General features: G+C 73.8%; 18 protein-coding genes. 5 read left to right on the top strand and 13 right to left on the bottom strand.

All coding sequences use genetic code 11. From position 1 onward, the window contains the following. Positions 1-13 precede the first annotated feature (13 nt). The 3 genes from IE109_RS11725 to IE109_RS11715 all read right to left on the bottom strand — a co-directional run bounded on the left by IE109_RS11725 (position 14) and on the right by IE109_RS11715 (position 2,435). A complete protein-coding gene (locus IE109_RS11725; protein WP_189550736.1) occupies positions 14-1,510 on the bottom strand; it encodes an aldehyde dehydrogenase family protein in 1,497 nt (498 codons plus the stop codon). A 134-nt stretch (positions 1,511-1,644) separates the two neighbouring features. Then, positions 1,645-2,184, bottom strand: coding sequence for a hypothetical protein (locus IE109_RS11720; RefSeq protein WP_229890904.1), 540 nt, complete (start codon positions 2,182-2,184; stop codon positions 1,645-1,647). Next, a complete protein-coding gene (locus tag IE109_RS11715) occupies positions 2,181-2,435 on the bottom strand; it encodes a helix-turn-helix transcriptional regulator (RefSeq protein WP_189550735.1) in 255 nt (84 codons plus the stop codon). The genes IE109_RS11720 and IE109_RS11715 overlap by 4 nt, the downstream gene beginning before the upstream one ends. Positions 2,436-2,542: 107 nt before the next feature. Here IE109_RS11715 and IE109_RS11710 point away from each other — a divergent pair, with 107 nt between their 5' ends. Next, a complete protein-coding gene (locus IE109_RS11710; protein ID WP_189550734.1) occupies positions 2,543-3,709 on the top strand; it encodes an acyltransferase family protein in 1,167 nt (388 codons plus the stop codon). Positions 3,710-3,797: 88 nt separating this feature from the next. Here IE109_RS11710 and IE109_RS11705 read toward each other — a convergent pair whose 3' ends face one another. From IE109_RS11705 to IE109_RS11685, 5 genes are all read right to left on the bottom strand, one after another. Next, positions 3,798-4,787: a malate dehydrogenase gene (locus IE109_RS11705; RefSeq protein ID WP_189550733.1), complete on the bottom strand. Its 990-nt coding sequence runs from the start codon at positions 4,785-4,787 to the stop codon at positions 3,798-3,800. A gap of 179 nt (positions 4,788-4,966) precedes the next feature. Beyond that, positions 4,967-6,025, bottom strand: a complete 1,059-nt coding sequence (locus IE109_RS11700; RefSeq protein ID WP_189550732.1) for an XRE family transcriptional regulator — start codon at positions 6,023-6,025, stop codon at positions 4,967-4,969. 493 nt (positions 6,026-6,518) lie between these two features. Then, positions 6,519-7,754 (bottom strand): NADP-dependent isocitrate dehydrogenase, encoded by a 1,236-nt coding sequence (locus IE109_RS11695; protein WP_189550731.1) that lies wholly within the window; start codon positions 7,752-7,754, stop codon positions 6,519-6,521. A gap of 151 nt (positions 7,755-7,905) precedes the next feature. Then, positions 7,906-8,601 carry a DUF3017 domain-containing protein gene (locus tag IE109_RS11690; protein ID WP_189550730.1) on the bottom strand — a complete coding sequence of 232 codons (696 nt, stop codon included), beginning with the start codon at positions 8,599-8,601 and terminating at the stop codon, positions 7,906-7,908. Between the two features lie 23 nt (positions 8,602-8,624). Continuing rightward, complete coding sequence (locus IE109_RS11685; RefSeq protein ID WP_189550729.1) at positions 8,625-9,488, bottom strand: bifunctional methylenetetrahydrofolate dehydrogenase/methenyltetrahydrofolate cyclohydrolase; 864 nt, start codon at positions 9,486-9,488, stop codon at positions 8,625-8,627. Between the two features lie 211 nt (positions 9,489-9,699). On the opposite strand from IE109_RS11685, the gene IE109_RS11680 reads away from it, so the two are divergent. Together IE109_RS11680 and IE109_RS11675 are read left to right on the top strand one after the other, a co-directional pair. Further along, entirely contained in the window at positions 9,700-10,332 is a 633-nt protein-coding gene (locus tag IE109_RS11680; protein WP_189550728.1) for an RDD family protein, read from the top strand. 213 nt (positions 10,333-10,545) lie between these two features. Beyond that, complete coding sequence (locus IE109_RS11675; RefSeq protein WP_189550727.1) at positions 10,546-11,277, top strand: RDD family protein; 732 nt, start codon at positions 10,546-10,548, stop codon at positions 11,275-11,277. Positions 11,278-11,395: 118 nt separating this feature from the next. Here the strand turns inward: IE109_RS11675 and purH are convergent, their stop codons facing one another. Then, positions 11,396-12,949, bottom strand: coding sequence for a bifunctional phosphoribosylaminoimidazolecarboxamide formyltransferase/IMP cyclohydrolase (gene purH / locus IE109_RS11670; protein WP_189550726.1), 1,554 nt, complete (start codon positions 12,947-12,949; stop codon positions 11,396-11,398). Beyond that, positions 12,936-13,553 carry a phosphoribosylglycinamide formyltransferase gene (purN, locus tag IE109_RS11665; RefSeq protein ID WP_189550725.1) on the bottom strand — a complete coding sequence of 206 codons (618 nt, stop codon included), beginning with the start codon at positions 13,551-13,553 and terminating at the stop codon, positions 12,936-12,938. The genes purH and purN overlap by 14 nt, the downstream gene beginning before the upstream one ends. A 250-nt stretch (positions 13,554-13,803) precedes the next feature. Here purN and IE109_RS11660 point away from each other — a divergent pair, with 250 nt between their 5' ends. Then, entirely contained in the window at positions 13,804-14,565 is a 762-nt protein-coding gene (locus tag IE109_RS11660) for a hypothetical protein (protein ID WP_189550724.1), read from the top strand. 42 nt (positions 14,566-14,607) lie between these two features. Here the strand turns inward: IE109_RS11660 and IE109_RS11655 are convergent, their stop codons facing one another. Next, positions 14,608-16,524, bottom strand: coding sequence for a cell division protein PerM (locus IE109_RS11655; RefSeq protein ID WP_189550723.1), 1,917 nt, complete (start codon positions 16,522-16,524; stop codon positions 14,608-14,610). A gap of 116 nt (positions 16,525-16,640) precedes the next feature. Between IE109_RS11655 and IE109_RS11650 the strand changes: the two genes are divergently transcribed. Continuing rightward, positions 16,641-17,837 (top strand): helix-turn-helix domain-containing protein, encoded by a 1,197-nt coding sequence (locus tag IE109_RS11650; protein WP_189550722.1) that lies wholly within the window; start codon positions 16,641-16,643, stop codon positions 17,835-17,837. Between the two features lie 132 nt (positions 17,838-17,969). Here IE109_RS11650 and sucD read toward each other — a convergent pair whose 3' ends face one another. Continuing rightward, positions 17,970-18,854, bottom strand: coding sequence for a succinate--CoA ligase subunit alpha (sucD, locus tag IE109_RS11645; protein WP_189550721.1), 885 nt, complete (start codon positions 18,852-18,854; stop codon positions 17,970-17,972). Between the two features lie 20 nt (positions 18,855-18,874). Beyond that, a complete protein-coding gene (gene sucC / locus IE109_RS11640; RefSeq protein ID WP_189550720.1) occupies positions 18,875-20,053 on the bottom strand; it encodes an ADP-forming succinate--CoA ligase subunit beta in 1,179 nt (392 codons plus the stop codon). Positions 20,054-20,079: the final 26 nt, after the last annotated feature.

The following is a 20,079-nucleotide window of genomic DNA, read 5'->3' as shown; positions in this document are numbered from 1 at the left end:
CTGTCCCCTTGGCTCAGCCCGCGAACCAGCGCACGGGACGCGGGGCGAGGTTCTGGTAGACGTGCTTGCTCTCGCGGTACTCGGCGAGCCCGGCCGGGCCCAGCTCGCGGCCGATGCCGCTCTTGCCGAAGCCGCCCCACTCCGCCTGCGGCAGGTAGGGGTGGAAGTCGTTGATCCAGACGGTGCCGTGGCGCAGCCGGCCGGCGACGCGGCGGGCGCGGCCGGGGTCGGCGGACCAGACGCCGCCGGCCAGGCCGTACTCGGTGTCGTTGGCGAGGGCGACGGCCTCGTCCTCGGTGCGGAACGTCTCGACGGTGAGGACCGGGCCGAAGACCTCCTCGCGCACGACGCGCATCCCGCGGTGGCAGCCGTCGAGGACTGTCGGGCGGTAGAAGTAGCCGTCGCCGTACGCGGGTCCGGCGGGGCGTTCGCCGCCGGCGCGCAGGACGGCGCCCTCGGCGAGGGCGGAGGCGACGTACTCCTCGGTGCGGGCGAGCTGCCGCGCGGAGACGAGGGGGCCGCACTCGACGCCCTCGTCGGTGCCGCGGCCGAGGCGGATCCGGTCGGCGCGGCGGGCCAGTTCGGCGACGAAGCGCTCGCGCAGCGACTCCTCGACGATGAGGCGGGACCCGGCCGAGCACACCTGGCCGCTGTGGATGAAGGCGGCGTTGAGCGCCTGGTCGACGGCGGTGTCGAAGCCCTCGTCGGTGGCGCAGGCGTCGGCGAACACGACGTTGGGGTTCTTGCCGCCCAGTTCGAGGGCGACCTTCTTGACGCTGTCGGCGGCGGCGCGCATCACCTTCGTACCGCTGGCGAGGCCGCCGGTGAACGACACCAGGTCGACGCCGGGGTGTTCGGACATGCGGGCGCCGACCGGGTCGCCGGGCCCGGTGACCAGGTTGGCCACGCCGTCCGGGAGTCCGGCCTCGGCGAGGAGCCGGATGAGCGCGACGGTGGTGAGCGGGGTGATCTCGCTCGGCTTGATCACGAAGGTGTTGCCCGCCGCCAGCGCCGGGGCGATCTTCCAACTCGCCTGGAGCAGCGGGTAGTTCCACGGCGTGATCAGGGCGCAGACGCCGACGGGTTCGTGGACGACGACGCTGTGGATGTCGGGCGACCCGGCGTCGACGACCCGCCCGCCGCTCTCGTTCACGACGAGGTCGGCGAAGTAGCGGAACGCGTCGGTGACGCAGTCGACGTCGACGCGGCCCTCTTCCAGGGTCTTGCCCGCGTTGCGGCTCTCCAGCAGGCCGAGGGACTCCCGGTCCCGCTGGAGCAGGTCGGCGACGCGGCGCAGCAGCGCGGCCCGCTCGGCGACGGGGGTGCGCGGCCAGGGGCCCTGGTCGAACGCGGTGCGCGCGGCGGCTATCGCGGCGTCGGTGTCCTCGGTCCCGCCCTCGGCGACGACCGCGAGGGTCGTCGCGTCGGCGGGGTCGAGGATCTCGCGTGTGGCGCCGGTGGCGGCTGCTCGCCACTCCCCGCCCACGTGGATGGTCTGTTGGTCCGACACGTCGCGTTTGCCTTCCGTTCCCGAGTGCTCGTCACCGACGGTGGCCGGCGACCCGGGTCCCTGCCCTCAGGAACGGAAAGCATGCGTGAAAGTGGGTTTGCTCACTCCGGGCCGGGGTATCCCCGCCGTCGCGCTCAGTGACCACCGGTGGTGTCGAGGACCTCGTCGGGCGCGTCGTCCCGAACCCGCAGACAGGCCACCCACGAGGGCAGCATCCAGTGCGTGACCAGCAGCGCGAACAGCACCGGGAACAGCGCTCCACCGTCGAAGCGGACCCCGGCGAGCAAGGTCGCCGTCCCCGCGCCGGCCGCGCCGGCGAACAGCAGCACCAGGGTGATGCGGTGGGCGAGCGAGCGGACCCGGTCCCGCTCGGCGTACTGGCGCTCGTCCAGCATCCGGCCGCGCAGTTGCAGCAGCCCGCGGGTGGCGCCGTTGATCACGCCCATGGCGACGCACCAGGGGACGATTACGGCCAGCAGGCCGAACGGCACCCACCGCGGGCCGGCGTGCACGCTGCCGAGCCAGAACGCCACCCCGGCGGCGGTGAGCGCGATGTGCGCCGCGACCCAGCCGCGGCGGCGGGCGGCGGTGCGGCTCATGGCCTGCGCCCCGGGCCTGTTCATGATCGCGTACATCCGCCGGTCGTGGCGCGTGGCGGTGGTGGTCGTGGTCACTGCTTCCTCCCGGGTACCCCGTAGACCTCGTCGGTGAGCGGCTGGAACGGCTCCAGGGAGAACAGCGCCTCCACCGGCAGCCCGAAGTGGCGGGCCGCCTTCAACGCCAGGTCGAGGCTGGGGTTGTACTGCCCCCGCTCGATGTAGCCGATGGTCTGGTAGTGCACCCCCAGGGCGTCGGCGAGCGCCTGGCGCGTCACCTTCCGCTCCGCCCTGACCACGGCCAGCCTGTTGTGTACCTGCTCACTCATGTATAAGAAATACTACATCTCATAGTCCTTACGCAATGATCCGAATGGATGACCGGTTCGGGCGTCGCTCCCCGCCCGGAGCCCGGGGGCGCCCTAGGGTGCCTCCCATGCGCAGCAGCGACGACCGCGTCTACCTCGCCCCCGTCGACCACCTGCGGGCCGTCGCCGCCGTGCTCGTCGTGCTGTACCACGGGTGCCAGCTGCTGAGCGCGCGCATCGAGGGGCGCCGATTCGTCCCCGCGACCGACTGGCTGTACTCGGAGAACCCGGCCGCCACGCTCGTCTTCGAGGGCCACACGGGCGTGGCCCTGTTCATGGTGTTGTCCGGCTTCATCTTCACGGTCGGCGCGTACGGCAAGCCGGTCCGCTACGGCCGGTTCCTCACCAACCGCCTGCTGCGGGTCTACCCGCTCTACCTGGTCGTCGCCGTGCTGGGCCTGGCCACCCAGGTCGCCATGCCCACCTTCCAGGACCTGCTGCGCATCCTGACCTTCGCGACACCGACCCAGCCGTACGGGGGCGTCTTCTGGACGCTGTGCGTGGAGATGCAGTTCTACCTGGTCTTCCCGCTGCTGTGCCGCCTCCTCGCCGAACGCGGTCCGGGCGCGCTGCTGCGGCTGCTGGCGGCGGTGTCGGTGCTGCGGGCGCTGGTGTGGTTGAGCAGCCCGGCGCCCGAGCCGCACACGGCCTCGCTCTACCTGGGCCTGGCGGGGCGGATCGACCAGTTCCTGCTGGGCATGCTGGCCGCCTGGGTGTACGTGCACCACCGCGACCGGCTGCGGGCCCGGTGGCTGCCGCCGGTGGCGCTGGTCCTGGCGCTGGGCCTGCTGTGGTCGTTCAACCAGGTGCACGGGTTCGTCTCGGACAGCCCGCTGAAGCTGGCGTGGAGCGGTGTCGAGGGCGCGGTGTGGGCACTGGTGGTGGCGGCGTACGTGGCGGGCGCCCGGGAGGGGCCGGGCGGGTGGCTCTCGCGGGCCGCGGCCCGGCTGGGCGAGGTGAGCTTCTCCGTGTACCTGACGCACTTCATGGTGCTGACGGTGACCGGCGAGTACGTGATCGGCGCGTACGGCTGGTTCCCCGGCGCCCTGCCGCCGGTGTGGGCCGCCTTCGCCGTCACCCTGCTGGTGGCCCTGCCGCTGACGGTCGCGGTGTCGTTCGGCACGTACCACGCCATCGAACTGCCGTTCCTGCGGCTGCGGCGGCCGTACCTCGGCCCCGTGCCCCCGGCGGAAACACCGCGCCCCCGGCAGCGGGAGAGCTACCGGGGGCGGTGAGGTGGGTGGGCGCCGGGCCGGACCGGAACGGGCCGGGACCGCGGGTCAGGCCGCGTGCCGGACCGCGTCGCGCGCCGTCCCCGACGGCTCAGAGCAGGCCGAGACCGCGGACCGCGTCGCGCTCCTCCGCCAGCTCGGCGACCGAGGCGTCGATGCGGGTGCGGGAGAACTCGTTGACGTCCAGGCCCTGGACGATCTCGTACCCGCCGTCCTTGCAGATGACCGGGAAGGAGGAGATGAGACCCTCCGGGACGCCGTAGGAGCCGTCCGACGGGATGCCCATCGAGGTCCAGTCGCCCTCGGCGGTGCCGTTGACCCAGGTGTGGACGTGGTCGATCGCGGCGTTCGCGGCGGAGGCGGCCGAGGAGGCGCCACGGGCCTCGATGATCGCGGCGCCGCGCTTGGCGACGGTCGGGATGAACTCGTCGGCCAGCCACTGCTGGTCGTTCACGACCTCGGCGGCGTTCTTGCCGGCGATCTCCGCGTGGAAGATGTCCGGGTACTGGGTGGCCGAGTGGTTGCCCCAGATGGTCAGACGCTTGATGTCGGACACGGCGGCACCGGTCTTCGCGGCCAGCTGCGAGATCGCGCGGTTGTGGTCCAGGCGGGTCATCGCGGTGAAGCGCTCGGCCGGTACGTCCGGGGCGGCGGCCTGCGCGATCAGCGCGTTGGTGTTGGCCGGGTTGCCGACGACGAGGACCTTGATGTCGTCCGCGGCGTTGTCGTTGATGGCCTTGCCCTGCGGCTTGAAGATGCCGCCGTTGGCCTCCAGCAGGTCGCCGCGCTCCATGCCCTTGGTGCGCGGGCGGGCGCCCACGAGGAGGGCGACGTTGGCGCCGTCGAAGGCGACGTTCGGGTCGTCGGTGATCTCGATGCCGCGCAGCAGCGGGAAGGCGCAGTCGTCGAGCTCCATGGCGGTGCCCTCGGCGGCCTTGAGGCCCTGCGGGATCTCCAGGAGGCGCAGCTTGACCGGCACGTCGGCGCCGAGCAGGTGGCCGGAGGCGATGCGGAAGAGCAGCGCGTAACCGATCTGGCCGGCCGCGCCGGTCACGGTGACATTCACGGGAGTGCGGGTCATGGCGATCTCCGTAAGACAGCTGGCGGTGGGGGTCCCTGCCCCTGGTGCTGGACATCCCCTGTGATCGATCGGTGTCTCGACGTGAAGAGATATCCAGCGGTCAGGCTATCCGACCCGGGCCCCCGCGAACCCCCGCCCCCTTGTGTCGCGGCTCACGCGGACACCGCGGATCGCGCGCCTCACCGCGGCTGCGTGCAGCCCTCGGTGCCGTCGGCCAGGGTGGCGCACGCCTTCGGCTCGGCGCCGTCGGCGGCCGCGACCATCGGCGTGTACGCGTCCTTGTCGATCTTCACCGCGCCGTTCTGCGCCGCGCCGCCCGCGCTGATGGTGACCTTGTCACCCGCCACCGCCTGCGAGATACGGGCCCAGGCGGCCCCGCACGTCCTGCTGTAGCGGACCTCGACCTTGGTGGTGCCGACCGTCGCGGAGGACGTCGTGGTGGCGAGCTCGCCACCGCAGCCCATGGCCTCGGGGTCCTGGCCCGTGCAGTCGTCGCCGCTGCACTTCACCCCGGCGGGCAGCGGCTTCGGGGCGGTGCTGCTGGGTGCCGCCGACGGCGATCGGGCGACGTCCCCGGCGGGGCTCCCGCCGCCGCCGAGGCCGCTCAGCAGGACGGCGGCGGCCACCACGAGCAGGACGCCGACGACACCGGCGGCGACCATGGCCACCTTCCGCCCGCCCCGCCGTGCCGGCGGCGCGGGGACCGGCGCGGGGCCTGCGGCGGGCGCCGCCGCGGGTGCCGCGGGGCCCCGGCGGGCGGGCCCGTTCGGGCCGCCGCCGGGCGGTATGACGGACGGCCGTTCGACGGGCCGGCCGGCGGGCCGCTCGGGGCCCTGCCCGGGCGCCGGGGCCGCCTTCACCCGCGAGGAGCCGTCGGCAGCCGGCCCCGCGGTGCCGCCGAACTCGCCGAGGGCCGCGCGGGCCTGGGAGATCCTTATGGCCTCCATCGTCATGTCGTGGCGCATCTCGGCGCGGCTCCAGGCGCGCTCCGCGAGCTCCCACATGGTGGTGAGGTGGACCGGATTGGTCCCGGTCACCTCCGCCAGCGCGACGATCGCCCCCTTCGGCGCGAGAAGCCGCCCGTTCAGATAGCGCTCCCACGACGTCTTGCTGTATCCGGTGCGGTCCGACACCGCGGCGATGCTCAGACCGCTGCGGTCCACCAGCCGGCGCAGCTGACTCGCGAACTCCTTGACCTGCGGGTCGAGTTCCTCCGGTAGCGCCTTCCAACGAGGCATTGCTTCCCCCTTGTCCCCCCGTACGTGCCTGATGTGCTCCCCCGCGCTGCGTGCCCCCTGACGCCTCCCGGAGGGTCACCGGGGTCTCCACCCAGGTGCCACCGAGAGGGATGCGCGGAGTCAGGATGACAGTTCCTGAAGCGGGGGCGCACGGGCGCAATCCGAACATGGGCGTGCCCCCTCACGCGCCCCTGTCCCGACTGCCGACCCAGTTTCGCATCCGTTGCGGGTCGATCACACCATGCCGGAATGGTCACTTCCGTGCCACAGGCCCCGGACATCTCTTGATCCACGTTGGCGCGTGCATGACCCTCTTACGCAGGTCACGGCGCCCGTCCTGCTCGGGGGAGAGGATGGGCGCCGGGGCCCCGGCCGGTACGGCGCGCGCCGCGCCGCACGTGCCGCGGCTCACACGCGGGGGCCGTCGTGGGCCGTCGGCCCGGGCGGCGCGCGCGTGCCGCGGCGGCCCTCGGCAGGGCGAGGGTGCCGCGGCTCACAGCGGCGCGACGCCCAGGGACAGCATCCGCTTCCGCACCGCGGTGTCGAGGACGTCCAGGAACTGCTCGGTGGTCAGCCACGGGTGGTCGGGCGAGATCAGCCCGGCCAGGTCCCTGGTCATCCGGCCGCCCTCGACCGTCTCGACGCAGACCTCCTCCAGGGTCCGCGCGAACCGGGTCACGTCCACCGTGCCGTCCAGGGCACCCCGGTGGGCGAGTCCACGGGTCCAGGCGAAGACCGAGGCGACCGGGTTGGTCGAGGTCGACCTGCCCTGCTGGTGCCTGCGGTAGTGGCGGGTGACCGTGCCGTGCGCCGGCTCCGCGACGACCGTCCGGCCGTCGGGGGACATCAGCACGGAGGTCATCAGCCCGGGCGAACCGAAGCACTGCGCCACGACGTCCGCGTGGACGTCGCCGTCGTAGTTCTTGCAGGCCCAGACGTAGCCGCCGGGCCGCCGCAGGGCCGAGGCGGCCATGTCGTCGATGAGGCGGTGCTCGTACGCCAGGCCCGCGGCGCCGAAGGCGGCGCCGAACTCGGCGTCGAAGACCTCCTGGAACAGGTCCTTGAAGCGTCCGTCGTACTTCTTGAGCACCGTGTTCTTCGTCGACAGGACGACCGGGTAGCCCCGGGCCAGGCCGTAGCGGAAGCAGGCGCGCGCGAAGTCGCGGACCGACGCGTCGAGGTTGTACATCGACAGCGCGACGCCCGCGCCCGGGAACTCGTACACCTCCAGCTCGACCGGGTCGGAGCCGTCCTCCGGGGTGAAGGTCATGCTCAGCGTGCCCCGGCCGGGGACCTTCAGCTCGGTCGCCCGGTACTGGTCGCCGAAGGTGTGACGGCCCACGACGACCGGCTCGGTCCAGTCCGGCACGAGCCGCGGGACGTTGGTCATGATGACCGGCTCGCGGAAGGACACGCCCCCGACCACGTCGCGGAGGGTGTCGGCCGGCGGGCGGTACATCGCCTTCAGGGCGAACTCCTCCACACGCGCCCGGTCCGGCGCGATCGTGGGGCACTTGACTCCGGCGCCGTACTCCGCGACGGCGCGCGCGGCGTCGGCGGTCACCCGGTCGCGTGTGGCGTCGCGGTGCTGGATGCCCAGGTCGAAGTACTTCAGGTCGACGTCGAGGTACGGCAGGACCAGCCGGTCCTTGATGAACCGCCAGACGATGCGGGTCATCTCGTCGCCGTCGAGCTCGACGACGGGCTGGGCAACCTTGATCTTGGACATGAGGCGGTACGTCCTTTTCGCGCGGCGACGGCATGTCTCGTCGTCGTCACTCACGGTAGGCCGCGAAGGCGTACGCCGCCCCTCGACGCGCGGCGCACGCGACCGGGCCCCCGGGCCGGCGGGGCGCGGGTGGGGGCGCGGTCGCCGGTCGTCAGCGGACCGCGAACCGGACGGCGTCCTCCAGGAAGGGGATCTCCAGCCACGGGTCGGGCTGGGTCATCAGCGAGAGCAGCACGATGCCGGTGCCGAGCACGCCGTACGCGGCCATGTCGGTGAAGCGCGACCGGACGGCGAGCATTCCGACGGACGGCAGCGTGCGCCGCAGGGCGGCCCCGGTGAGCAGGGCGAGGCCGATGAGCATGGCGCCGATGCGGGACGCCTGCGGGAACGGGTCGAACCCGACGACCAGCAGGCCGAGGGCGGTCACGCCGAGCACGGTGAGCAGCGGCCACTGCCGTGCGGGCGCCGGCGCGTCCCCCGGCGCGGCACGCCCGCCGCCCTCGGGCCGCGCGGTGTCCCGTGTGACGGTGGGCGGTCGCCGCGATCCCGCCGCGGCCCGGCGCGGCTCCGGCCGCCCGGCCGCGTCCCCCTCCGCGCCGCCCGACGGGGCGTCCGACCGGGGGGCGTCGCCCTGGGGCGTGGACCTGCCCGACGGGGCGCCCGGCCCATGGGCGTCCGCCCCGGGCGCGGACCCGCCGGCGGGGGCGCCCGACGGGGCGTCCGGGCCGGGGGTGGAGGGGGCCGGGCCGGTGGCGGGGCCGGGCGCGGCAGGACGGCCCGCCGCGTCCGCCGCCGCTCCGGCCGGCCGGGCCGGGGTGGCGGACTCGTCGTTCGCCCGTACGCCCATGGGGTCGCCCTCTCCGGTCCGGCTCAGCTCGTGGCGGCGGCGGCGCGCTCGGCCGCCTCGACGACGTTGACCAGCAGCTGCGCCCGCGTCATCGGGCCGACGCCGCCCGGATTCGGGGCGCGCCACCCGGCGACCTCGTTCACCCCCGGGTGCACGTCGCCCATGATCTTGCCGCTCTCGTCACGGCTGACGCCCACGTCGAGCACGGCGGCGCCGGGCTTGACGTCCTCGGGCTTGATCAGGTGCGGCACGCCCGCGGCGGCCACGATGATGTCGGCCCGCCGCAGGTGCGCGGCGAGGTCCCGCGTACCGGTGTGGACCTGCGTGACGGTGGCGTTCTCGGACTTGCGCGTCAGCAGCAGCGGCATCGGGCGCCCGATGGTCGTGCCCCGGCCGACGACCACGACCTCCGCGCCGGCGATCTCGACGCCGTGCGCGCGCAGCAGCGTGATGATGCCGTTCGGGGTGCACGGCAGCGGGGCGGGCTCATTGAGCACCAGGCGGCCCAGGTTCATCGGGTGCAGGCCGTCCGCGTCCTTGGACGGGTCCATCAACTCGAGGATGCGGTTCTCGTCGATGCCCTTGGGGAGCGGGAGCTGCACGATGTAGCCGGTGCAGGCCGGGTCGTCGTTCAGCTCGCGGACGACCGCCTCGATCTCCTCCTGCGAGGCGGTGGCGGGGAGTTCCCGCTGGATGGAGGCGATGCCCACCTCCGCGCAGTCGCGGTGCTTGCCCGCGACGTACTTCTGGCTGCCCGGGTCGTCGCCGACCAGGATGGTGCCGAGGCCGGGGGTGATGCCCTTGGCCTTGAGGTCCGCCACGCGGGCGGTCAGGTCGGACTTGATCGCGGCGGCGGTGGCCTTGCCATCGAGAATCTGGGCGGTCATGTGCCCATCCTCGCGGATGACCCCTCCCCGGTTCCAATCGCGTCCGCGCCGCACCGCCCTTCGGTCCTCCCGACTGGACAAGGGTGGGCGCCGCGACCACGATGATCCGCGCAGTGCCGCGGGCAGTGCCGGGGGGCAGAACCGCTCAAAGCATGTGAAGTTCCTCCGCGCGGGCCGCGTCGTTCCCGCACATCAACGGAGGAAACTCGCCATGAGCTTCGGCGACCCCAACAACCCCTACGGGCAGCAGCCCCAGGGCCAGCCGCCGTACGGTCAGCAGCCGCCCTACGGCCAGCCGGGCTACGGCTACCCGCAGGCACCCCAGGGCGTGCCTCCGCAGGGCGCGCCCCAGCAGTTCGGCTATCCGCAGCAGCCCCAGCCGTACGGCGCCTACCCGCCGCCCGGCATGCCGGGCATGGGCGGCATGCCGCCGTACGCCCACTGGGGCCGCCGCGTCGGCGCGTACCTGCTCGACATGCTGATCATCGTGGGCCCGCTGTACGCGATCGTGGGCATCAGCGGCGCCACGAGCTCCTCTGGCGAGCCCACGATCGGGGCGGTACTCGGCCTGCTGCTCCTGGTGTACACGCTGACCATGGGCATAGTGCAGCTGTACAAGGAGGGCAAGACCGGTCAGACGATCGGCAAGAAGGCCCTCGGCATCAGCCTGGTGCGGGAGGCCGACGGCCGCCCGATCGGCTTCGGCATGGCGTTCGTCCGCAAGCTCGCCCACTTCCTGGACAGCCTCGCCTGCTACCTCGGCTGGCTGTGGCCGCTGTGGGACGACAAGAAGCAGACCTTCGCCGACAAGGTGTGCAACACGGTCGTGTTCAAGATCAAGTGATCGACCGTCCGACGGGCGCCCCTGCCGGCGCGCCCTCGGCCGAGGTTGCACTTGCACAACGCCTTGTCATCCGACTGGACAAGAAGTCGACGATACGACGACGATGATCGGCGCAGTGCCGCGGGCAGTGCCGGGGGGCAAAACCGCTCAAAATACATGAAGTTCCTCCGCGCGGGCCGCGCCGTTCCCGCACATCAACGGAGGAAACTCGCCATGAGCTTCGGCGACCCCAACAACCCCTACGGGCAGCAGCCCCAGGGCCAGCCCCAGCAGCCCGGTTACGGCTACCCGCAGCAGGCTCCCCAGGGCGTTCCGCCCCAGCAGGGTTACGGCTACCCGCAGCAGCAGCCGGGCCAGCCCTACGGCGCGTACCCGCAGACGCCGGGCACGCTCCAGGCCAACAACGGCTACATCAACGTGCCGGGCCTCGGCACCGTCGAGATCGCCAGCATGGGCCGCCGTCTCGGTGCCCGTCTCATCGACGGCGCCATCATCGGTGTCGTCTACGGCATCCTCATGGCCGTCGGCTTCGCCGGCATCTTCGGCGCCGCCCAGGAGGCCGCCGACAAGTGCGACCCGAGCTCGCCGCTGTACGAGAGCTGCGTCGAGGCCAGCATCCAGGAGAGCAGCGGCGGCATGATGGCCGGCCTCATGACGATGTTCGCGCTCGTCGGTCTGATCACCCTGCTCTACGAGTGGCTGCTCATCTCCTTCGTCGGCGCCACCCTCGGCAAGATGGCGGTCGGCCTGCGGGTCGTGAAGGAGAAGACGGGCGGCAAGCCGGGCGTGGGCGGCGGCTTCATCCGCTGGATCATTCCTCAGGCCGGCGCGCTGCTGTGCGGTATCGGCGCCCTGCTCGTCTACCTCTCCCCCTTCTTCGACAACTCCGGGAAGACGCAGGGCTGGCACGACCGTGCCGCCGGCACCCTGGTCGTCAAGAAGTAGGTTCCGCCGGGCGCTTGCCCGGAACGGCGAAGGCCGCGCCCCGAACGGGGGCGCGGCCTTCGCCGTTCCGTGGTCCGGCCGTGAGCCCGGGGACCGGTGTCGCCGGAACCGGGGCGTGTCAGTGGAAGAAGTGCCGGGTGCCGGTGAAGTACATCGTCACACCGGCCTTCTTCGCGGCCTCGACGACCAGCTCGTCACGGACCGAACCGCCGGGCTGGACCACGGCCTTGACGCCCGCCGCGGTGAGGATCTCCAGGCCGTCCGGGAACGGGAAGAACGCGTCGGACGCGGCGTACGCGCCACGGGCCCGCTCCTCGCCCGCGCGCTCGACGGCGAGCTTGGCGCTGTCGACACGGTTCACCTGGCCCATGCCGACTCCGACGCTCGCGCCGTCCTTGGCGAGCAGGATGGCGTTGGACTTCACCGCGCGGCACGCCCGCCAGGCGAAGGCCAGCTCGGCCAGCTCGGCGGCGGGGAGCGCCTCACCGGTGGCGAGGGTCCAGCCGGCCGGGTCGTCGCCGTCGGCCTGGAGGCGGTCGGTGACCTGGAGCAGCGCGCCGCCGTCGATGGGCTTGACCTCGACGCGGCCGGCCGGGGCGCCGGGGGCGCGCAGCACCCGGATGTTCTTCTTGCGGGCCAGCACCTCGACCGCGCCGTCCTCGTAGTCGGGCGCGACGATGACCTCGGTGAAGATGTCCGCCACCTGCTCGGCCATCGCCACCGAGACCGGGCGGTTGACGGCGATGACCCCGCCGAAGGCCGACAGCGGGTCGCAGGCGTGGGCCTTGCGGTGCGCCTCGGCGACATCGGCGCCGACCGCGATGCCGCACGGGTTGGCGTGCTTGATGATCGCGACGCACGGCTCGTCGTGGTCGTACGCGGCCCGGCGCGCCGCGTCGGTGTCCGTGTAGTTGTTGTACGACATCTCCTTGCCGTGCAGCTGCTCCGCCTCGGCGAGGCCGCCCGTGCCGTCGACGTACAGCGCGGCGCCCTGGTGCGGGTTCTCGCCGTAGCGCAGGACGTTCCCACGGGCGTAGGTGGCGCCCAGGAAGTCCGGGAAGCCGCTGTCGTCGGCCGCCGCGTACTCGCCGGCGAACCAGGACGCCACGGCCACGTCGTACGCGGCGGTGTGCTGGAACGCCTCGGCGGCCAGACGCTTGCGGGCCGTCAGGTCGAACCCGCCCGACTTCACGGCGTCGAGGACGTCGCCGTACCGGGCCGGGGAGGTGACGACCGCGACGGAGGGGTGGTTCTTGGCGGCGGCGCGGACCATGGAGGGACCGCCGATGTCGATCTGCTCGACGCACTCGTCGGGGGTCGCGCCGGAGGCGACCGTCTCGCGGAACGGGTACAGGTTCACCACGACCAGCTCGAACGGCTCCACGCCCAGCTCGGCCAGCTGCTCGCGGTGCGCGTCGAGGCGCAGGTCGGCGAGGATCCCGGCGTGCACGCGCGGGTGCAGGGTCTTGACCCGGCCGTCCAGGCACTCGGGGAAGCCGGTCAGCTCCTCGACCTTGGTGACCGGGACACCGGCCGCGGCGATCCTCGCGGCGGTGGAGCCGGTGGAGACCAGCTCGACACCGCTCTCGTGCAGCCCGCGGGCGAGCTCCTCCAGCCCCGTCTTGTCGTAGACACTGATCAACGCGCGACGGATGGGCTTATTCACCGACATGAACCTTTCGTCCCTCAATGCGGTAGCCGTGCCGGGCCAGACGCCCCACGACCTCGACGAGCAGCGAGCGCTCGACTTCCTTGATGCGCTCATGGAGAGCGCCTTCGTCGTCCTCGTCCCGGACCTCCACCACGCCCTGGGCGATGATCGGGCCGGTGTCGACGCCGTCGTCGACGAAGTGGACGGTGCACCCGGTGACCTTCACGCCGTGCGCGAGCGCGTCCCGCACTCCGTGGGCACCGGGAAAACTGGGCAGCAGGGCCGGGTGCGTGTTGACGATCCGGCCGCCGAAGCGGGCCAGGAACCCGCGGCCGAGGATCTTCATGAACCCGGCCGACACCACGAGGTCCGGCTCGTACGCGGCGGTCGCCTCCGCCAGCGCGTGGTCCCACTCGTCGCGGGTGGCGTGGTCCCTGACCCGGCAGACGAAGGTGGGCAGCCCGGCCCGCTCGGCCCGCTCCAGACCGGCGATGCCGTCGCGGTCGGCCCCGACGGCGACGATCTCGGCCCCGAAGCCTCGGGGGTCGTCACCGATGGCGTCGAGCAGAGCTTGCAGGTTCGTGCCGGATCCGGAGACCAGGACGACGAGGCGGGCGGGAGCCACGGGGTAACCCTCTTCGCGTTGGCTTTGTGTGGTCGTACGAATGAATCGGGCCCCTCGATACGGGGAACTCTACGAGAGAGCCGACCGTCAGCAACGATACCGGCACACCGAGCCGCCCCCACGGGACGGGGGCGGGGCCGGGGGGTAGCGTCTGACGCAGGGCCGTCCCCGAACGGACGGACACGACGACACGAGACCCCCGCCCGCGCTGTCGCGCCGGCCCGGGGTCTGAGGGGAAGACGTTCACCACATGCCGGTCCGACACCGCCGCACGGCCATCCACCTCCTGCCGCGGGAACGCCAGTCCACGCAGCCCGGGGACGAGGACAACCCGTTCGCGCCGCCGCCCGAGGGCAGGCCGGACCAGCCCTGGCAGCCGCGCCGGCCGGAGGGCGGCGGCGACGGCGCCCCGGAGGGCTCCTCCGGGGAACCGGAGCGGGACCGCCCGGCCTGGGGCCGCCAGTGGAGCCCCCGGCAGCCCGGGCGCTCCTCCGGGAGCTTCGGCAACCGCCCGAGCGGCGGCCAGCAGGGCGGGGGCGGTCCGGAGACACCGGCCCCGCGCTGGGACCCGACCGACCCGGCGCAGCGCCGCGCCCGGTACGCGCTGCTGTCGGGCATGTGGGCCTTCTTCTTCGCGATCTTCGACTTCCCGGAGATCGGCCTGCTGCTGGGCGCCCTGGCGCTGTACTGGGGCATCAGCGCGCTGCGCGCCAAGCCCCGGTCCGCCACGGCCGGCGTTCCGGGCGCCACCGGAGCCGCCGGGGTTCCCGGCGGCGGCGCGGCCCCCGCGGGCCCGCCGCCCGGTTCGGGCCGTCCGCAGACCACGGCCGCGGTGAGCGGCCTGGTCACCGCGGTGCTGGCGCTGATGATCGTGGCGGCGACCTTCACGATCCAGCTCGTCTACCGCGACTACTACACGTGCGTGGACGACGCCCTGACCAAGACGGGCCAGCTGTCCTGCAACGAACTGCTCCCGGGCCCGCTGCGGGACGTCTTCGGCGTCCAGGAGTGACGCCAACGCCCGGGTGACGCGGGCAGGGGCGGCACCGGCGGTTCACGGCCGCCGAGGAGGTCCCGGGTCGTCCGCGTCCGGGGCCTTCGGCACATCGCTCCGCGCCGCGCGGTCCCCGGGCGCCTCGCTGTCCCCGGGCGCTTCCGGGTCGGGGACGCCGGCCCGCGAGGCTTCGGCGCCCGGGACGTCGGGGCCGGGAACGTCGGGGCCGGGAACGTCGGGGCCGGGGACGTCGGGGCCGGGCGCCCGGCCCCCCGAGGCGCCGTCCGTGGACGCGTTCCCGGAGGGGCCGGGCGTGGACGGGCCGTACCGCCGGGTGCCGTCGTCCCGCGCGCCCTGCTCCCGCGCACCGTTTCGGTCCCGCGCGCCCTCGTCCCGTACGCCACCCTCGTCCCGTACGCCGCCCTCGGGCGTGGCCGGTCCGGCGACGGGGACGGGCGGGAACGCGGTCATGAGCCCGCCCGACGCCTCCCTGAGGGCACTCCAGCGGGCCTCGCGGGCCACCGGGTCCTCCCAGGCGGCGGGGAGGAAGTCGTACGGCTCGAAGGCCGGGTCGCCGGGGTCGTCCTCGGGGGCCGGCCGGTGCGGACCGAGCGCCTCGGGCGGGCCGGCGGGGTCCGGCGGCGGCACGGGCCCGGGCACGGCGACCGGGTCCGGCGCGGCCGGCGCCACGGGCCCCGGGGGCGCCGGCACTCCCGGCGCCTCGTCCTCGCCCCGCCGCCGCCACGCCCGCAGCGCCAGCGCCACCGGCACACCGAGCCCCGCGGTCCACGCCACCGCCGCCCCGCCCGCACGCCACCACACGGGACCGAACGCCGCCAGGCGCCCCGTCCCCAGCGGCCCGCCCGAGGCCGCCGCCAGCACCGCGACGGCCGCCCCGACCAGGAGGGCCGCCGCCAGTGCCGCCGCCGCGGCGTCCCGCAGGCCCGGGTCCGGCACGCCGCTGACTCGCCTCCGCCCGCCGCAGGTCCACCCGACCGCGGCGCCCGCCGCCACCGGCACCACCGCGACCGTCCAGTGCGCCCAGGTCCCGGGACCGGCCGCCGGGACCGCCGCCAGCAGCGGGAAGGGCGGCGGGCCGGTGACCCCGAGCGACGCCGCCCCCAGCGGGGTCACCGCGGCGCCCGTACCCAGCAGGAAACCCGGCCCGAGCCCGTACACCGCGCCCCACACCGCCGCGTTCGGCACCAGCGCGGCGGCCAGCAGCAGGAGCGCCGTCCGGCCCGACCACACACCGGACAGGCTCAGCAGCGACTCCCGCGCCGCGCCCGCGTGCCACACCAGCGAGACGGCGACCAGGAGCACCCCGCCGCCCAGCAGCACGGCGAGCCCCGCGCCGGCGGCGCGCACCGCGACGGCCGTCCGGGAACGGGCGAGACCGACCCGGATCCGCCCCGGCACCCAGGCCGGCAGCGGCCCCGTCGGCCGTCCGTGCGCCGTCCAGACGCCGGCGGCCGCGGCCAGCGCGACGAGCGGCGGCAGGTGGAGCGCCGCGGCGAGGGGACGGGAGGGCAGCGGCCCGCCCGTCCCGTACGCCAGGGCCGCCGCGGCGACGAGGAGGTAGCCGCCCGTGACGGCGCACACCGCGCCGCCGGCCGCCGGCCTCGGCCGGTCCTGTCCGGGCTCCGCGGCGTCCCGCGCCGTCCGGTACACCAGCCACACCGGGAGCGCCACGAGCAGCAGCGGGACGACACCCACGGGCGCGGGCGCCCCGGTGAGGGTGGCGGGACGCACCAGTTCGGCGCCGTGGACGAGGAGCCAGAGGGCCGCGGCGACGTGCAGGGCGCCGCCCGGTCCGCTGTCGGGGTACGGGGAGCTGATCCACACCACCATCACCAGGACGGTGACGGATCCGAGCCCGAGCCCGGCGGCGAGCGCGCCGCGTACACAGGCCCCGGCCAGCGCGGCGGCCCGGCCGCCCTGGACGAGGGCCGGCGGGTGATCGGTCGCTTCGGTCACGGCGCCATGCTGCCAACGACACGCGCTTGATCCGCGTAACGGCAGAATGACCGGTGTGGCGCGCAATATACGTTTATGTACTTTTCCGCCGAGTGCAGCCCTGCCGGGGGCCCGCCATGACCCGGACCACGACCGATCCCATTCCCGCCGCGCCTCCGCTGCCCTCCCCCAAGGAGCGGCGCCGGCTGCGCGAGGCGATGTCCATGACCGAGGAACAGCTCGCCCAGCTGGTCGGGGTGACGCGTGCGACGGTGCGTTCCTGGGAGACGGGACGCACCAGCCCGCGCGGGCGCAAACGGGACACGTACCTGCGCGTCCTGGGCGTCGGCCAGGAGGACCGGGACGACCGGGACGACCGGGACGGCCCGCCGGAGCCCGCGCCGCGCCCCGCGCCGGAGAGCCAGACCGGGGGCGGGGCCGGATCCGGGGCCGGGGCGCGGACCGAGCAGGCGTCCGGGGCCGCGCGGGGCACCGGGCGGAGCGACGCCGGGTCCGGCACCGCGACCGGGGCCGTGCCCGCCGCGCCGGCCGACGCGTTCGACGCCCTGTACGCCTACGCCGCGCCCGCCCTCGTCCAGCAGGCGTACGTGCTCACCGGGCGCCGGCGGCTGGCGCGGGAAGCGGTCGAGTACGCCTTCCACCTGGCCTGGGAGCGCTGGCCCGAGGTCGCGGTCGACCGCGACCCGGCCGGGTGGGTGCGGGCGGCGACCCACGAGTACGCCCTGTCGCCCTGGCACCGGCTGCGCCGCTCGCACCGGCACCCCGACCCCGCCACCGACCGGGCGGCGCGGGCGCTGCGCACGGCGCTGCTGGAGCTGCCGCCCTCGTACCGCCGCGCGCTGCTGCTGTACGACGGGCTCGGCCTGGACCTGCCCGAGACCGCCGCCGAGACGGAGGCGAGCACCCCCGCCACCGGGAACCGCGTCCTGCACGCCCGCGAGCTGCTGGCCGAGCGGATGCCGGAGCTCGCCGACCCGAAGGTGCTGCACGACCGGCTGGTGTCGCTCCTGGACAAGGGCCCCGCCGTGGTGCCGGCCCCGCCCCGGACCGTGCGCCGCGGCAGCGAGCGCCGCGCCCGGTACTGGACCCGGGCGGCCGTCGCTCTGACGGCGCTCATCATCGGCGCGACCACGTTCACGCTGGCGACCGCCCCGACCGCGTACCACCCGCCCCTGGCGCCGGGCGAGCAGGTCGAGGGCGTCCCGGTCCTCAGCGGCCCGCAGCGGCTCACCCCGCAGGACGAGGCGCTGCGCGACCGGCTCCGGACCGGGCCGGCCACCGGGCCGGCCCGCCTGGTGCCCGACCCGTACTGACCGCGCCCCGCCGGGCGCCTCGCCGGACGCCCCGCCGGGCGCCCCGCGAAAGGGGATGGGCCCGCCCCCGGAAGTGCTCCGGGGGCGGGCCCATCGGCCGTGCGGACGTGCTCGGGCGGCGGAAGCCGGTGCTCAGCCCGCCAGGATGGCGCGCGCCAGCTTGGCCGTCTCGGTCGGCGTCTTGCCGACCTGGACGCCCGCGGCCTCCAGGGCCTCCTTCTTCGCCTGCGCGGTGCCGGACGAACCGGACACGATCGCACCGGCGTGGCCCATCGTCTTGCCCTCGGGGGCGGTGAAGCCCGCGACGTAGCCGACGACCGGCTTGGTGACGTTGGCCTTGATGAAGTCGGCCGCCCGCTCCTCCGCGTCGCCACCGATCTCACCGATCATCACGATCAGCTCGGTCTCGGGGTCGGCCTCGAAAGCCTTGAGGCAGTCGATGTGGGTGGTGCCGATGACCGGGTCGCCACCGATGCCGACGGCCGACGAGAAGCCGATGTCACGCAGCTCGTACATCATCTGGTAGGTCAGCGTGCCGGACTTCGACACCAGACCGATCTTGCCGGGCTTGGTGATGTCGCCCGGGATGATGCCGGCGTTGGACTGGCCCGGCGTGATCAGGCCGGGGCAGTTCGGGCCGATGATCCGGGTCTTGCCGCCCTTCTCCACCGCGTACGCGTAGAACGCGGCGGAGTCGTGCACCGCGATGCCCTCGGTGATGACGACGGCCAGCGGGATCTCGGCGTCGATGGCCTCGACGACGGCGGCCTTGGCGAAGGCCGGCGGCACGAAGAGGACGGAGACGTCGGCGCCGGTCTCCTTCATCGCCTCGGCGACCGAGCCGAAGACGGGGACGGACGTGCCGTCGAAGTCGACGGTCGTGCCCGCCTTGCGGGGGTTGACGCCACCGACGATGTTGGTGCCGTCACCCAGCATGAGCTTGGTGTGCTTCATGCCCGTGGCACCGGTCATGCCCTGGACGATGACCTTGCTTTCCTTGGTCAGGAAGATAGCCATGGTGTTTCCGACCTCGTCCCTTACTTCGCAGCCGCGAGCTCGGCGGCCTTGTCGGCCGCGCCGTCCATGGTGTCCACACGCTGCACCAGCGGGTGGTTGGCGTCCGACAGGATCTTGCGACCCAGCTCCGCGTTGTTGCCGTCGAGGCGCACGACCAGCGGCTTGGTGACATCCTCGCCCTTGTCGGCGAGCAGCTGCAGCGCCTGGACGATGCCGTTGGCGACCTCGTCACAGGCGGTGATGCCACCGAAGACGTTGACGAAGACGGACTTGACGTCCGGGTCGCCGAGGATGATCTCCAGGCCGTTCGCCATCACCTGCGCGGACGCGCCGCCGCCGATGTCGAGGAAGTTGGCCGGCTTCACGCCGCCGTGCGCCTCACCGGCGTACGCGACGACGTCGAGGGTCGACATGACCAGACCCGCGCCGTTGCCGATGATGCCGACCTCGCCGTCGAGCTTGACGTAGTTGAGGTTCTTGGCCTTGGCGGCAGCCTCGAGCGGGTTGGCTGCGGCCTTGTCCTCGAGGGCCTCGTGCTCCGGCTGGCGGAAGTCCGCGTTGGCGTCCAGCGACACCTTGCCGTCGAGCGCGATCACGCGGCCGTCGGCGACCTTGGCCAGCGGGTTGACCTCGACGAGGAGCGCGTCCTCGGCGACGAAGGTCTTCCACAGGGTCACCAGGATCTCGGCGACCTGGTCCTTGACCTCGGCCGGGAACTTGGCGGCCTCGACGATCTCGCGGGCCTTGGCCTCGGTGACACCCTCGTTGGCGTCGACCGGGATCTTCGCCAGGGCCTCGGGCTTGGTGGCCGCGACCTCCTCGATGTCCATGCCGCCCTCGACGGAGGCCATGGCGAGGAAGGTGCGGTTGGTGCGGTCGAGGAGGTACGAGACGTAGTACTCCTCGGCGATCTCGGGCGCCGTCTCGGCGATCATCACCTTGTGGACCGTGTGGCCCTTGATGTCCATACCGAGGATGTCCGTCGCGCGGGCGACGGCCTCGTCCGGCGTGGCGGCCAGCTTGACGCCGCCGGCCTTGCCGCGGCCGCCGACCTTCACCTGCGCCTTGACGACCGAACGGCCGCCCAGTCGCTCGGTCGCCTCGCGCGCCGCCTCAGGCGTGTCGATGACTTCACCGGCCAGCACCGGTACACCGTGCTTGGCGAAGAGGTCCCTCGCCTGGTACTCGAACAGGTCCACGCGCGTCCGTCCCTTTTCTGGTGATC

The sequence above is a fragment of the Streptomyces lavendofoliae genome, from assembly GCF_014649735.1.
Taxonomy (GTDB): domain Bacteria; phylum Actinomycetota; class Actinomycetes; order Streptomycetales; family Streptomycetaceae; genus Streptomyces; species Streptomyces lavendofoliae.
Note: the sequence above shows the minus strand (reverse complement) of the source record. Positions and strands in the feature narration are given on the sequence as shown.

Excerpts from the sequence above, each read along its gene's own strand:
- IE109_RS11705 (WP_189550733.1), bottom strand. The coding sequence starts at position 4,787 with ATGACCCGCACTCCCGTGAATGTCACCGTGACCGGCGCGGCCGGCCAG.
- IE109_RS11695 (WP_189550731.1), bottom strand. The coding sequence starts at position 7,754 with ATGTCCAAGATCAAGGTTGCCCAGCCCGTCGTCGAGCTCGACGGCGAC.
- IE109_RS11660 (WP_189550724.1), top strand. The coding sequence starts at position 13,804 with ATGCCGGTCCGACACCGCCGCACGGCCATCCACCTCCTGCCGCGGGAA.
- purH (WP_189550726.1), bottom strand. The coding sequence starts at position 12,949 with ATGTCGGTGAATAAGCCCATCCGTCGCGCGTTGATCAGTGTCTACGAC.
- IE109_RS11715 (WP_189550735.1), bottom strand. The coding sequence starts at position 2,435 with ATGAGTGAGCAGGTACACAACAGGCTGGCCGTGGTCAGGGCGGAGCGG.
- IE109_RS11685 (WP_189550729.1), bottom strand. The coding sequence starts at position 9,488 with ATGACCGCCCAGATTCTCGATGGCAAGGCCACCGCCGCCGCGATCAAG.
- IE109_RS11680 (WP_189550728.1), top strand. The coding sequence starts at position 9,700 with ATGAGCTTCGGCGACCCCAACAACCCCTACGGGCAGCAGCCCCAGGGC.
- sucD (WP_189550721.1), bottom strand. The coding sequence starts at position 18,854 with ATGGCTATCTTCCTGACCAAGGAAAGCAAGGTCATCGTCCAGGGCATG.
- IE109_RS11710 (WP_189550734.1), top strand. The coding sequence starts at position 2,543 with ATGCGCAGCAGCGACGACCGCGTCTACCTCGCCCCCGTCGACCACCTG.
- IE109_RS11690 (WP_189550730.1), bottom strand. The coding sequence starts at position 8,601 with ATGGGCGTACGGGCGAACGACGAGTCCGCCACCCCGGCCCGGCCGGCC.
- IE109_RS11650 (WP_189550722.1), top strand. The coding sequence starts at position 16,641 with ATGACCCGGACCACGACCGATCCCATTCCCGCCGCGCCTCCGCTGCCC.
- IE109_RS11675 (WP_189550727.1), top strand. The coding sequence starts at position 10,546 with ATGAGCTTCGGCGACCCCAACAACCCCTACGGGCAGCAGCCCCAGGGC.
- IE109_RS11700 (WP_189550732.1), bottom strand. The coding sequence starts at position 6,025 with ATGCCTCGTTGGAAGGCGCTACCGGAGGAACTCGACCCGCAGGTCAAG.